Source organism: Vibrio sp. 10N.222.55.B11 (assembly GCF_041473705.1).
Classification (GTDB): Bacteria; Pseudomonadota; Gammaproteobacteria; order Enterobacterales; family Vibrionaceae; genus Vibrio; species Vibrio crassostreae_C.
Map to the genome: position 1 here is coordinate 269697 of NZ_JBFRST010000004.1, position 14053 is coordinate 283749.

15 protein-coding genes are annotated in these 14053 nt (G+C 43.5%); 6 read left to right on the plus strand and 9 right to left on the minus strand.

Annotated features, from left to right (window positions below; all coding sequences use genetic code 11):
* Positions 1–44: 44 nt before the first annotated feature.
* From AB4503_RS02335 to AB4503_RS02350, 4 genes are read right to left on the minus strand one after another with little or no spacing between them, the layout of a single operon-like run.
* Positions 45–452 (minus strand): CBS domain-containing protein, encoded by a 408-nt coding sequence (locus tag AB4503_RS02335; RefSeq protein WP_065583824.1) that lies wholly within the window; start codon positions 450–452, stop codon positions 45–47.
* The gene (locus AB4503_RS02340; RefSeq protein ID WP_017062207.1) at positions 449–799 is read right to left on the minus strand and encodes a P-II family nitrogen regulator; all 351 of its coding nucleotides are present in this window, start codon (positions 797–799) and stop codon (positions 449–451) included. The genes AB4503_RS02335 and AB4503_RS02340 overlap by 4 nt, the downstream gene beginning before the upstream one ends.
* Positions 789–1583, minus strand: coding sequence for a DUF1538 domain-containing protein (locus tag AB4503_RS02345; protein ID WP_017062208.1), 795 nt, complete (start codon positions 1581–1583; stop codon positions 789–791). Before AB4503_RS02345 ends, AB4503_RS02340 begins: the two co-directional genes overlap by 11 nt.
* Complete coding sequence (locus AB4503_RS02350) at positions 1580–2314, minus strand: DUF1538 domain-containing protein (RefSeq protein WP_017072437.1); 735 nt, start codon at positions 2312–2314, stop codon at positions 1580–1582. The genes AB4503_RS02345 and AB4503_RS02350 overlap by 4 nt, the downstream gene beginning before the upstream one ends.
* A gap of 289 nt (positions 2315–2603) precedes the next feature.
* Between AB4503_RS02350 and AB4503_RS02355 the strand changes: the two genes are divergently transcribed.
* The 6 genes from AB4503_RS02355 to AB4503_RS02380 all read left to right on the plus strand — a co-directional run bounded on the left by AB4503_RS02355 (position 2604) and on the right by AB4503_RS02380 (position 7719).
* Positions 2604–3518 (plus strand): TIGR01777 family oxidoreductase, encoded by a 915-nt coding sequence (locus AB4503_RS02355; protein ID WP_017061922.1) that lies wholly within the window; start codon positions 2604–2606, stop codon positions 3516–3518.
* A gap of 43 nt (positions 3519–3561) precedes the next feature.
* A complete protein-coding gene (locus AB4503_RS02360; RefSeq protein ID WP_017061923.1) occupies positions 3562–4389 on the plus strand; it encodes an SDR family oxidoreductase in 828 nt (275 codons plus the stop codon).
* 396 nt (positions 4390–4785) lie between these two features.
* Positions 4786–5640 (plus strand): co-chaperone YbbN, encoded by an 855-nt coding sequence (locus AB4503_RS02365; RefSeq protein ID WP_372113523.1) that lies wholly within the window; start codon positions 4786–4788, stop codon positions 5638–5640.
* Between the two features lie 197 nt (positions 5641–5837).
* Positions 5838–6767 carry an SPFH domain-containing protein gene (locus AB4503_RS02370; RefSeq protein ID WP_017063395.1) on the plus strand — a complete coding sequence of 310 codons (930 nt, stop codon included), beginning with the start codon at positions 5838–5840 and terminating at the stop codon, positions 6765–6767.
* A gap of 3 nt (positions 6768–6770) precedes the next feature.
* Entirely contained in the window at positions 6771–7220 is a 450-nt protein-coding gene (locus tag AB4503_RS02375; RefSeq protein ID WP_372113525.1) for an NfeD family protein, read from the plus strand.
* A 319-nt stretch (positions 7221–7539) separates the two neighbouring features.
* Entirely contained in the window at positions 7540–7719 is a 180-nt protein-coding gene (locus AB4503_RS02380; RefSeq protein ID WP_017061927.1) for a hypothetical protein, read from the plus strand.
* Positions 7720–7783: 64 nt separating this feature from the next.
* Here the strand turns inward: AB4503_RS02380 and cueR are convergent, their stop codons facing one another.
* From cueR to zipA, 5 genes are all read right to left on the minus strand, one after another.
* Positions 7784–8176, minus strand: coding sequence for a Cu(I)-responsive transcriptional regulator (cueR, locus tag AB4503_RS02385; RefSeq protein ID WP_017061928.1), 393 nt, complete (start codon positions 8174–8176; stop codon positions 7784–7786).
* 93 nt (positions 8177–8269) lie between these two features.
* Entirely contained in the window at positions 8270–9073 is an 804-nt protein-coding gene (locus AB4503_RS02390; protein WP_372113527.1) for a DUF2057 domain-containing protein, read from the minus strand.
* A 98-nt stretch (positions 9074–9171) separates the two neighbouring features.
* Positions 9172–10314 carry a porin gene (locus AB4503_RS02395; RefSeq protein WP_372113529.1) on the minus strand — a complete coding sequence of 381 codons (1143 nt, stop codon included), beginning with the start codon at positions 10312–10314 and terminating at the stop codon, positions 9172–9174.
* Positions 10315–10839: 525 nt separating this feature from the next.
* Complete coding sequence (gene ligA / locus AB4503_RS02400) at positions 10840–12852, minus strand: NAD-dependent DNA ligase LigA (protein ID WP_371724307.1); 2013 nt, start codon at positions 12850–12852, stop codon at positions 10840–10842.
* 92 nt (positions 12853–12944) lie between these two features.
* A complete protein-coding gene (gene zipA, locus AB4503_RS02405; protein ID WP_017061932.1) occupies positions 12945–13988 on the minus strand; it encodes a cell division protein ZipA in 1044 nt (347 codons plus the stop codon).
* Positions 13989–14053 lie beyond the last annotated feature (65 nt).

The window sequence follows — 14053 nt, forward strand, 5'->3', positions numbered from 1 at the left end:
TACTTCTCCATAAAATTTATGAGCCTATTGTACGTATCTAAATGCTACACGTCATCTCTCGCCATACCGTTGATCACGATATTATTGTAACTAACCATACCGACTATCTTGTTATCACGAATTACTGGCGCACGACTGATACCAAAGCGTTCAAACAAGCGAGCGCAATACTTTACGTTCATCTCAGCAGACACGCTTAGCGCTGGCTTGGTCATGATCTCATAAACATTAGTTCGCTTCGGAGATCGATTTTTAGCCAACACTTTCTTTGCTATATCATTCATCAACACGATCCCGTACTCGTCATCCTCGTGGCGTTTATCGACAATGATGGCTTTCACTTTGTGCTTCTTAGCCATCTCTATCGCTTCTAACACAGTTGTTAGCCCATCGATAATCACGTACGTATTGGCCATGACATCACCTACTCGGATTTTTTCACTGGTACTCATAACTCATCCTCCACAACCTTAGTTAATGTCTCGACTTGATGCGCTACCCCGACTGCATCTTCGATATCGATCTGCACCGCTATACCTTGTCCTGACTCCTGGTCAAACTCACCGACTTCGCCAATAGTTTCAAGAATATGCCTCGCTAAGTGTTCCTCAACCACAAACAGCAACACATCTTTTTGTACCTCTAGCGTTAGGCCAAAGAAGGTGGTTTTTTGGTTTAAGCCTTGCCCTCTGGCGTTGTTAATCACCGTTGCTCCAGTCGCGCCCGCATCACGCGCGGCATCGAGCACAGTGTCGGTCTTGCTCTCTTCTACAAACGCTAAGATAAGTTTAAAGCGCATCTTTGCTCTCCTTAGAGGTGTGTAAACGGTTTAACCATTGTGTTATTTGGGCATAGCCCATCACTGAAATGATGGGAAATAAGCTGGCAAAGGCGATCAACCCAAAGCCATCAATAACAGGGTTTCTTCCTGGTACGGTTGAAGCGAGTCCAAGCCCGAGCGCCGTCACTAAAGGGACTGTCACCGTTGATGTAGTGACGCCACCCGAATCGTAGGCCAATGGAATAATGAGTTTTGGGGCGTAAAAGGTTTGAATGACCACGACGACATAACCAAAAATGATGTAGTAGTGGATCGGGTCACCCGCAACGATACGGTAGCTGCCCAGTGAGATACCGATAGCAACGCCCAATGCCACGGCGATCCTCAGCCCATTGACGCTGATACTGCCACCGGAAACTTGGTTCGCCTTAATCGCTACAGCAATCAAAGAGGGCTCGGCTATCGTGGTGCTGAAACCAATACAAAACGCGAAAAGATAGACCCAGTAATAATCAAACCAAGCCAAAGCAAGACCAGAACTGATCTTAAACTCAGTCAAAAAACTTGGCTCGGTGAGTTGCATTGCCATCGTCTCCCCTAGAGGGAATAACGCGAGTTCCAATCCCATCAAAAAGAGTGATAAGCCAAGAATGACGTAGAAGAAACCGATCAGCACTTTGGCTAGGTTATTGACTGGCTTTCGTAATACCGCCAACTGAAAACCGAAGATGATGATCGCAATCGGGATCACATCCATCACAGTGCCGAGAAAGGTGTCGATAAATTGTTGAACACTGATCATGTCACCACCATCCCGTACACCATGACAAACATCATCGGCAGCAACGAAGCAAACGCGATCAACCCAAAACCATCTATCATCGGATTACGCCCTTTAATTGCCGAGGCTAAACCCACCCCTAACGCAGTTACTAATGGGACGGTGATCGTCGATGTCGTTACTCCACCAGAGTCATACGCAATTCCAATGATGTTTTCCGGAGCAAATGCAGTGAGCACGACCACTCCAATATATCCACCGATGATCATGTACTGGATTGGCCAACCTTTTAAGATTCTCAGCACACCGAGTAAAATAGCGATACCGACTGACAGTGCCACAGTAAAGCGCAGGCCATTGGCATACTGCTCCATTTCATCTAACGTATTGGGGATTACACCTCCCTCAGCTGCCACTTCTGCAGCTTCGGCAGCGACTGCGGTTAACGCTGGCTCGGCTATGGTGGTACCAAAACCCAAACAAAAAGCGAAGATCAATAACCAGAACACACTCCCCTTTCTGGCAAATGCTTGAGCCATCGATTCGCCAATTGGAAACAACCCCATTTCAAGGCCAAAGATAAAGAAAGTGAGTCCAAAAACGACGAGCACTAAGCCAGTCAGAATAGATAAAAGATGAGGAAGTGGCTCTTGTAAGACAGCAAGCTGGAAGAAAGCGATTACCGCCACGATTGGCAATAGATCCCTCAGGCTACCTAACATGGATCGAAACAAAGCAAGCACCGCCGTCATCGCAATTCCTTGTCGCCGATTATGAATTAATAATAATCATGGCAAATCCTTATCATTGCTTATGTGACAAATATTACGCAGTTGGTAACATATCCGAGTAAAGTGCATAAGTGTGATGACGGTACACATCCTGACTTGATGAATTTAATTTCACTCCTTTGTAAATTGGAAAAGGCGTAATTTGGGCATCACACGATTGAAACCTTATGATCGTTATAGTGATTTTTTCGTATTGATTGGCGACTAAAAACAAGCCATGTCTATAATTATGTTTAATAGGGAGATTGGTATGAAGATATTGTTAACGGGTGGTACTGGATTTATTGGCTCTGAATTGGTCAAGAGTTGGAACACTGACGACGTGACATTGCTGACGCGGAGTCCTGAAAATGCGAAGCAAAACCTAAATCACCTCAACCAGAACAACCTTCATTACATTCAATCCCTTGATGAGCTCAGTGATCTCAATGACTTTGATGTGGTGGTCAACCTCGCGGGTGAACCGATTGCCGATAAGCGTTGGAGTACAGAGCAAAAAGAGAGGATCTGTAACAGTCGCTGGCACATCACTGAAAAGCTGGTCGAATTAATTCATGCCAGTAACAACCCGCCACACGCTTTTATTAGCGGTTCAGCCGTCGGCTACTATGGCGATCAACAGCAGCACCCATTTGACGAGTCACTGCAAGTAGAAGATGAAAGCTTTCCTCATAAAGTCTGTGCCCACTGGGAAGAAATAGCCAAGAGAGCACAATCAGAAAGCACACGCGTGATACTACTGCGAACAGGGGTTGTACTTGGCGAGAATGGCGGCGCACTCAAGAAGATGCTATTGCCTTATAAACTCGGCGTCGGTGGTCCACTAGGTTCAGGTGACCAGTACATGCCATGGATTCACATTCTCGATATGGTGAGAGCCATCAATCACTTGTTGTCTATCCCTCACGCTCAAGGGGAATTCAATATGTGTGCCCCTCACCCTGTGACCAACAAACTGTTCAGCAGCACGTTAGCGAAACAATTAGGCCGACCGCATTTCTTATTCACGCCGAAATGGGCAATGTCGATTCTCATGGGGGAATCATCTTGTTTGCTATTTGACAGCATTCGCTCCAAGCCGAAGAAACTCACTGAGATGGGATTCATCTTTAGTTACTCAAGAATCGAGCCAGCACTAAAAAACTTGTTACAACATCAAGACTAATTCTTTACCCTAGAGCGATAGAGACTCTAATAAAGGATTAAGTGTGAACAAGTCGATTCTGATTACCGGTTGCTCAACAGGTATTGGCTATACATGTGCTCATGCACTTCAAAAGCGTGGTTTTCATGTCATTGCATCTTGTCGTGATCCACAAGATGTTCAACGCCTTCAAGATGAAGGCCTCACCTGTATTCAATTAGATCTTTCCAACCAAGAAAGTATTGAGCATGGCGCCAAGCTTGCTATTGATCTCGCACCTAATGGATTGTATGGATTATTCAATAACGGTGCTTACGGTCAAGCAGGGGCACTAGAAGACTTACCGACCCAAGGACTCAGAGAACAATTCGAAACCAACTTCTTTGGTTGGCATCATCTCGTCTGTCAGATCCTTCCGCACATGCGCGAGCGTGGCGAAGGTCGAATCGTACAAAACAGTTCCGTATTAGGTTTTGCAGCCATGAAGTATCGTGGTGCTTATAATGCTTCTAAATTCGCGATTGAGGGTTGGACAGATACCTTACGATTAGAACTGCATGGCAGCGGTATACAGATCTCATTACTACAACCAGGGCCAATTGAGACTCAATTTAGAACCAATGCCTTGAAAGCGTTCAATAAATGGATCAACATTTCTGGCAGCGCCCACCAAGACGCTTACCAACAACAAAAAGATCGACTCGAAAAAGAATCATCGAATAACGCTTTTGTCCTGCCTCCAGAAAGTTGTATTGAGCCGGTATTCCATGCTCTCACCGCCGACAAACCCAAGCTAAGATACCGAGTTACGACCCCGACTAAAGTGTTCGCGGTATTGAAAAGGATTCTACCGAGTCGCCTGCTAGACCCTATTTTGAGAAAAGCTGCATAAATTACTAACTTTGAATGCAGAGTCGCAAACTTTAATGTAACGATGTAATTTTTCCGTAACAATAAGATGTCATGATTATCCTATCCCATCAGTTATTCCCAATTGATGGTTCTACTCTGGAAATCTCATGACTTTAAACCGCCTTAATTGGGTAGGTGTGGGTCTGGCGATTACGTTGTTTATTCTGTTTTGAGTATCTCACGCAACGCCTCACTGACTACCTCGATGATAACGCTATGCCTTCCATGTTGAGATAACAACTCTATCAACATCGAAGCATAGCGTTTTTCTATTTTTGGTTCTTTTTATCCGAGATAACCGAGTTAGATCTTGAAGTTACCGACTAATCCCCCCATATTTGCAACGTATCCACAAAACAAACCTCAAGGAACGTAAATGCAATCTCCGCATATTGTTGAACTTAATGAGCAGAACTTTCGTCAAGTATTAGAAGGTTCGATGCAGACCCCTGTACTCATCCATTTTTGGGCACCAATGAGCCAAGAGAGCGCCCAAGTCATTCCTGAACTGCAAACTTTAACTCAGCAATACAACGGTGCCTTCACCTTAGCCCTGCTCAATTGCGAACAAGAGCAAGCTATTGCTAGCCAGTTTGGTGTTCAAGCACTGCCCACTATTGCACTGTTTGTTAATGGTCAGCCAGTCGATGGGCTCGGTGGCCCTCAAAGCATAGAAGCTATTGTCGATATGCTCAGCAAACACCTTCCTAGCCAAGATGAACTTGCTTTGCGTCAGGCTCTTGAGCAAATGCAAGCTGGCGAGCACACACAGGCACTAGCAGCAATGCAGCAACTTCCAGCAGAGCTGACGAATAAAGGTGAAGTAAAACTGGCGATCGCAGAGTGTTTGTTAGAAACACAACAATTTGACCTTGCTGAAACTCAGCTAGCAACTATCCCTCTTGAGTACCAAGACAACTACTACAAAGGCTTAGTTGCAAAGCTTGAACTTCATAAACAAGCAGCAGACAGCCCTGAAATACAAGCATTAGAAGCCGCTCTTCAGCAAAATCCGATCGACGCTAAAACAGCATCTGAATTAGCATTGCAATATCACCAAGTGAACCGCAGTGAAGAAGCTATGGATCTATTATGGTCTTTCCTAGCCAAAGATCTTAATGCTCTCGATGGTGACATGAAGAAAGAGTTCATGGACATCTTGAGTGCGCTTGGACAAGGTAACCCAGTTGCCAGTAAGTACCGTCGACAACTGTACTCTCTGCTTTACTAGTTAAACCTAAAAAGCCGTAGATTAAACATCGAAAATTGACAATTCAATCAATTAGTTTATCGCATAATAGAATGTAAAATGGGCCATAAAATCAATGATTTATGGCCCATTTCTCGTTTATAAATTTGCTCAGAATTTAAATATGAGCCAGTATCAATACTGAACTATCAAAAACTCAAACTTGCAAAGGATTTTGTATGCCTATTGATACCTTGATTACTATCGGCGTCTTTACTGCCGTCGCACTGTTATTTATCTTCGCTGGCGTAAAAACCGTTCCACAAGGCAACAACTGGACCGTTGAACGCTTCGGGCGATACACACACACCCTTAAACCGGGTCTTAACTTAATCATTCCATTTATTGATAAAGTTGGACAGCGCATCAGCATGATGGAGCGTGTTCTCGACATCCCAGCACAAGAAGTCATCTCCAAAGATAATGCAAATGTGGTTATCGATGCGGTTTGTTTTGTTCAAGTTATCGACGCGCCTAAGGCAGCTTATGAAGTGAATGACCTTGAACATGCGATCCGTAACTTAACCCTCACCAATATCCGTACTGTGCTTGGCTCGATGGAACTGGATGAGATGCTGAGTCAGCGTGACATGATCAATACCAAGCTACTGAACATCGTTGATGAAGCGACAAACCCTTGGGGCGTAAAAGTCACCCGTATCGAAATTAAAGACGTACAGCCACCAGCAGACCTTACTGCTGCGATGAATGCCCAGATGAAAGCCGAGCGTAATAAACGTGCTGATATCTTAGAAGCAGAAGGTGTACGACAAGCTGAGATCTTGAAAGCAGAAGGCCACAAGCAATCAGAGATCCTGAAAGCAGAAGGTGAGAAGCAAGCGGCAATATTGCAAGCAGAAGCCCGTGAGCGTGCCGCAGAAGCAGAAGCTAAAGCGACAGAAATGGTATCAACGGCAATTGCTCAAGGTGACATGCAAGCGGTCAATTACTTCATTGCACAAGGTTACACCGACGCATTGAAATCTATAGGCCAAGCTGAAAACGGCAAGATCATCATGCTACCACTCGAAGCAACTGGCCTTATGGGTTCTGTAGCGGGTATCGCGGAGATGTTTGCACATAAGAATGACAAAGGTAGTAAGGACTAACTTATGGTCGAATTACTAGAACAAGTAAACCACTGGCATTGGTTAGCGTTTGGTCTAGCATTGTTAGCGCTTGAGCTAATTGGAACCGCTGGTTACTTTTTATGGATAGGCATATCTGCCATGCTGGTCGGTGCCCTATTAGGAGCATTACCAATTGGTTGGCAGATGCAATGGCTGTCCTTTGCTAGCTTCTCTCTTATTACCACTTGGTTGTGGTGGAGAAGACAACTCTCGAATGACAAGCAATCGGATGCAGGGCGAGAGTTAAACCAAAGAGAAAAGCAATTGGTAGGTCAAACCGTTATTTTAAGTGAAGACGTAAAGAAAGGTAGCTGTCGAATTAAGTTCGGTGACTCTTCTTGGTCAGCAAAGGCCAGTCAAGATATTCCATCTGGAACCGAAATTAAGATTGTCGATTTAGACGGAATCGTTCTAATAATAGAACCTTTATAAACAAGAGCTATATGAAGCCTGCATTTTCAATAAATGCAGGCTTTTTCTATTTTTGAACCTTAATAATATTCGAATTATCATTGCGATAGATTGAATTGAAAAAAAAATAAGTTCTTATTTCGTAAAGCTAAAAAGTTTGATTGAGCTAAAAAGGTATAAGAAAGCCAGATTTCTTACCCAATATATATATGAATAGTTAACCTTACTCTCGCTTATTTATAATTATTAAAAATGTTAAGTCCGTCCAATTTTTGAAATTTTCTTTTCCTTGTCCATACTTTCAATTATCTCAATTAGAGATAAACCTAATGGAGTTTGTATGAGACATTTTTTAATAATTCTAACGGCTATTTTCAGCTTGTCATTTGGAAGCGCTCTAGCGAGCAGTCAGTCTCCTGGTAACGGAAACATGGGGCCTATCGTTAAGTGTTCAGATGGTAACGCAGTCACTCATGTACCACTGTTGATCTGTAAACATTACGGCGGAAAGGTGCTGTGATAGGTGATTAAAGTCAGGCTAGTAATGAAATTGCTGCCTGACGATTATTTAGAACTGGAATAACCTAACTGCGGCCAGATAGATTATTCAAGATAGGACATTCCGTTGAAGTATCTCCAGGGCAGTCATGTACCCAAGATTGTAGCTGCACCTTCATCTTGTTTAACTCCGCAAGCTTCAACTCTATTTCATCTAACTTCTGAGTAGCCTTCTTCTTTACTTCGTAGCTTTGTCTGTTGGGATTCATTGCCAACTCAACCAGTGACTTACACTCATCGAGAGTGAAACCAACCATTTTAGCTCTCAAAACGAACTCTAACTGTTCGATATGAATCTCGCCATATTGCCTGTAACCATTTTCTGATCGGTGCGGTGGGCTCATCATGCCTTTACTTTCGTAAAAACGAATGGATTTCGCTGTTGTACCAACACGCTTCGCTACTTCACCAATATTCACAATCTTACCTGTAAGCCTAAAATGAAAAACCGCAGTACTGCTGTTATACAATACTGCGGTTGAAAAACATAGCTAGAGACTTACGTTAGAAGCCTACTCTTGCTCTAATAGCCAAATCATAGTTTGAGATTTTTCTTCGCTGTTTAGCTTATTGAACCAATATGAAACCATTTCGATTTCTTTTGAGCCTTCTAGTGATGTTGGGGTAGCGTTTTTACGATTCTTGAATGCCCAATCAGTCACAGCAGCTTGCTCTTCTTTTGTCGCTTGACCATACCAGTAATTAACCATCTCTTGAGCTTGAGACGCTTTTGGTTCTTCAGCAACTACAGCCGCAACAGGTACCGCAACCGGAGCAACAGCGATAGCCGTATGATTATTTGCACCGTTATAAATTGTGTCGATATACGCTTTCGGCACAATGAAAGTTGTACTCATCACTGAGTTTTGTCCATCAAGTGTAAATTCTAAATTCTTTTTTCTTGCTTGCTGGATGTCAGCTTCGCTCAATGGAAATTTAATATACTGAGTCTTTGTGCAGTGTTCGCTGCAGCTCTCTCTTGGAAGTTGTCTCTCTTCAAGGTCTATCGTCTTACCAAAAAAGCTAACGGTTTCGTATTCTTTATAGCTCTGGAAATAGCTTACATCCATGGTAATGGAAGATTCTGGAGCCGAATTCTGCGTTATTTCTTTGTTGTATATAAAGTAGAGTGACGATTTCAGGATGTCTGCCCCGACATTCGCTTTACTTTCCGCTACATAAGATTGCCCAGTTACTTTAATGTAACCACCTTTAGGCTGAACATCAGCAACTGAGTCTGCAAAATTACTTTGTGAATCGAGTGAACTACAAGCTCCCAAAAATAATGATAATACAACTACACTAACTTTATTCATTATGACTAATTCCTTATGTTCACTATGGAAAAACGCTGGCAAACAAAATTTACCAGCGTTTTGATTTTTATCTAACTGTTTAAGCTAAAGATTCTAGCTTAGAAACCGTATTCAAGACCAACGCGAGTTACGATATCTGTATCAGCGTCACCAACAGTACGACCCGCTACACGTAGGTAAGGTACGAAACCGTTATGAACAGCCATTAGCTGACCAGAAATAGTGTTGCTGTCTGAGTTAGCATCTTTAGCACCATTTGTTTCAGACTCAAGGTTAGCTGCGTAACCTAGTTTGAAACCGATTGGACCATTCCAGTATTGGCCAATAACCGAGTAAGAATCTTGAGTTACTTTACGGAGACCGTTATCTAGCTCTTCGCCTTTATATGCTGCAGCAAAACCGAAACCTGCTGGTAGGCTAGCTTCGAAACCAACGATGTATGCGAATGTGTCATCATCGTACCCAGCCTCACCTTTAGTCTTAAGATAAGTATCACCTACGTTTACAGCGTTGTCGTCTGCATCTTTAATACCTGTTGTGTTAGCAATTGCCCATTCATCCTGAGTTGCCGCAACTACACGAGTACCAGATTCAACCGCACCCATGAATGTGATTTTCTCAAAGCTGTATTTAGCACTTGCGCCAACGAAGTTTGCATCACGAGTCGCTGCGCCACCACCGTTGTCGTTATCATCACGACCAACAGAAGCTGCAAAAGAGAAACCGCCAAATTTAGCTGAATCGTAACGAACTTGGTTAGATTGACGATCGTAGTGACCGTTGATGCCGCCCCAATCGAATACAGAACCTAGACCAGGGTTAGAGAATGGCCAGTCGACGATTTCGTATAGTGGAGTAAGAACACGACCCACACGCAGGTTACCCCAAGAGCCAGAAGCACCAACGAACGTATCACGGAAACCAAGCACACCGCCTGAAACGCCGCCATGACCCCAGTCTGTGCTATCTACGTAGCCAGATTCAATCTGCATTGTGATTAATACGTCATCAAACATCTCTTTATGAGCACGGAAGCCGATACGAGATTCATTCTCTACAGCGTAACCAGTACTAGAGTCGTTGTTGTCAGTTGTGTTGTAGTTAACTAGAGAGATAGCTGCAACACCGTATACGTCAACGTTGAAATCAGAGTTGATACCAACTTCTTTCGCCATTACGCCTGTCGATAAAAGTGCAACGGATGCACCTAGTAGAGTACGTTTGAAAATTTTGTTTTCCATGGAATAAAACTCCTAAAAATGGATATAGCTGTTTGAATATTCCCCGCCTAAAGTTGGCCGCCGTAGAGAGAAATACCTTTTCTTGTTTGAGAACCCTAAACTCTGAATTCTCTATTTCCTTTCTGGTTATACACATCATGTGCATCCATGGCATTAAGACTAACTTCGCCCTCAAAAAGATCAATGAGAACTTAATTTTCATCTAAAAAAATATGAGTTGGTGCAAATTTAATAGGTACTTAGTGATCCAGATCGATAAATAGAAAAATCCTCACCAAAACAAAATCAATACCAATAAATTCAACAACTTGAGGCAATTATCACTTTGTAAAAATAGATATGACTCGCATTTTTGATACAACTAGAATGGTATTTCATTAATGTTGAGCAGCGTCACTGTCCTGATTTTAGAGTTCGTATAGGAACAAAATTCTCAACAATTAAAAAGCCCTCATTTTTATATCAGAAACAAAAAAGGCACTCCCTTGAAAGGAGTGCCTTTGAGCTTTTTTTATCTGTATTTACTTACGAAATAAGGGCTATTAGATCTTCTTCTGTTCTTATTTCGATACCTAAATCTTGTGCTTTAGTTAATTTAGAACCCGCAGCTTCACCGGCAAACAAGATGTCCGTTTTCTTCGATACGCTACCCGTCACTTTCGCACCTAATGCTTGTAACGCAGCTTTAGCTTCACTTCGACCTAATTGCGACAATGAGCCTGTTAACACAACGACTTTACCTTCTAATGGTAGCTCTTGGTCATCGGCAGCTTCTTTGATGATTGGCCAATTCACACCTAGCTCTATCAGCTGATCGACGACCGCTCTGTTTTTCTCTTGTGAGAAGAAGCTGGTGATATGGCTAGCAACGATGTCACCAATATCTGACACTTCAACTAATTGTTCATGAGTAGCTGCTTGAACCAGTTCCAACGTCTTAAAGTGTTGCGCTAAGTTCATCGCTGTCGCCTCACCGACTTCACGAATACCGAGTGAATAGAGGAAACGCGCTAACGTCGTGTCTTTAGCTTTATTCAACGCACTCACGACGTTCTGTGCCGATTTAGGCCCCATTCGGTCAAGAACAGTAATCACGCCAGCACTTAGCTTAAATAAATCAGCAGGTGTTTCGACCATTTCACGGTCCACAAGCTGCTCAATAACTTTCACGCCCAGTCCATCAACGTCTAGCGCCTTTCTAGAAACAAAGTGTTTAAGTGCTTCTTTACGCTGCGCCTGACAGACTAAACCGCCAGTACAACGCGCTACAGCTTCACCTTCTACACGCTCAACCGCAGAACTACATACTGGGCAAGCATCAGGGAAAACAATGTCTCTAGCCGTTTCAGGGCGACGATCTAGTACAACAGCCACTATTTGTGGAATAACGTCACCTGCACGGCGAATAATAACGCTGTCGCCTACCTTCACGCCTAAACGCGCAATCTCATCGGCATTGTGTAAAGTGGCATTGCTGACCGTCACGCCACCAACGAAGATAGGTTCAAGTTTAGCAACCGGCGTAATAGCGCCAGTACGGCCCACCTGAAATTCAACGTCATTGAGCAGTGTAATCTCTTCTTGAGCTGGGAACTTATAAGCAATTGCCCAACGTGGCGCTCGTGCAACAAAGCCAAGTACTTCTTGAGCCGCGATATCGTCGACTTTGATAACAACGCCATCAATCTCGTAAGCCAGAGCATCACGACGAGTCATAATATCTTGGTAATAGGCTTTCACGTCTTCGAGAGAGCTCAGTTGCTTAGTCTCGGGGCACATAGGTAAGCCCCAACCTTTAAGCTGTAAAAAGCGTTGGTAGTGACTATTTGATAGCTCAGCGCCTTGTACAACACCGACACTGTATGCGTAGAAAGCTAGCGGACGTTTCGCAGTAATACGAGAATCAAGCTGACGCAGGCTACCTGCGGCGGCATTACGTGGGTTAACAAATACTTTCTCGCCTTTCTTCAACGCCATCTCATTCAACTTATCGAAACCCGCTTTTGGCATAAACACTTCGCCACGAACTTCAATACGCTGCGGCCAGCCTTCACCTTGTAACTTAAGTGGGATAGAGCTGATCGTACGCACGTTTTCAGTGATGTTTTCACCCGTCGCACCGTCACCACGTGTCGCAGCCTGAACTAAAGTACCATTCACATAGAGTAGGCTAACGGCAAGGCCATCAAGCTTAGGTTCACAACAGAAAGTCTTGAGGTTAGCGGTTGGCGCTCTATCAGACATTCGCTTATTGAACGCATCCAAATCTTCATCAGAGAAAGCATTGTCCAGAGAAAGCATTGGGATCTCATGAGTCACTTGAGTGAAACCATCGAGAGGCTGACCACCAACACGTTGGCTCGGAGAATCTACCGTCACTAGTTCCGGGTTCTCTTCTTCGATCTTTAGCAATTGCTGCATTAATCGATCGTACTCGACATCAGGGATCTCAGGGCTATCTTCTACGTAATAACGAACGGCGTGATAATGCAGAGTTTCTCTTAACTGCTCTAAGGTAACTTGAATCGATTCTTTCATATCATTCTCTATCGTGATTGAAATATCAAAAAGGGCTCCCTTAGGAGCCCTTTTCTATAAATATAGATTATTTACAAGGCTAAACAATACGGCTAGGCATTCGATGCCGTCATAAAGTCTCTGATTTGCTTGCGGTAGTCAGATAAACGGTTTGGTGTCATTAAGTTGCGTGACTCATCCAACACGTTTCCGCCCATATCGTCAGCAATTTTCTGCGCCGCACTCAGCATCACATTGAAGTTTTGATCAGCTTGACCATAACAAGGCAACGTCATAAAGAACGAAATACCTTTAGTCGTGAAGTCAGCAGGATCATCATGTTCTAGCGTTCCTGGCTGCATCATGTTTGCAACGCTGAAAATAACCTTTGGTGCATCTGTAGATTGTGCAAAGCAGTGGTAAATAGACATCTCACCATAAGTTAAACCGTTGTTCTCCATGCTGCGGAAAAGTTCAGTCCCAACGAATGGGATCTCTCCAGCACAGTGAACATTAAGAACGATCACTTCTAAACCAAGTTCTTCATCTGGTTTTGCTTCTTCAACAGTCGCACTTTGCGGAGTCACGACTTCTTTCGCAACAACGGGCTCTCTTTGAGTAAGCGTTTCGTTTGGAACGACTGGCTCATCAACTGTTTCAGAAGGCTCTTCAAACGAACCGTACTGCACTTTAAAGCCGGCATGGTTTTCTTTTTGCTCGTCAGTCAACTCAAAGCTTGGAACTTCAGGCTCAACGTCCTTCTCTTCCTCAATCACTTCAGGTTCACTTTCAACCTTAATTGGGTCTTCTACGCTGAAAGAAGGAAGATCATTTAATTCGATATCATCTTCGTAAGCTTCTTTCGCTTGTGGCGCTGTTAGCGGATCTGAGTCGATCAGCGGATCAGTATCAGAGGGTGAAACAGCAAAATCCGGCTCTTTACGTTCTTTTCGGATTATCTCAAAATCATCTTCTGGGGCGAATGAACGGTTTGGAATAGTTTCTGCTTCATCTAAGCTGTCGTTATCAAGCTTACCGAGCGGCTTATCTCCAAACTTTGCTTTCCCTTCTTTTTTACTCGTCCATAGACCATGGAACAATAATGCGGCGATAGCTAATGCGCCAACAATAATGAGTACAAATCGCAATTCCTGCATTTTTCGCTCTCAGCTTTCTTAGTCAACTAGCTATAAACACACTGTCACTAAGTTGGGTTAATTTG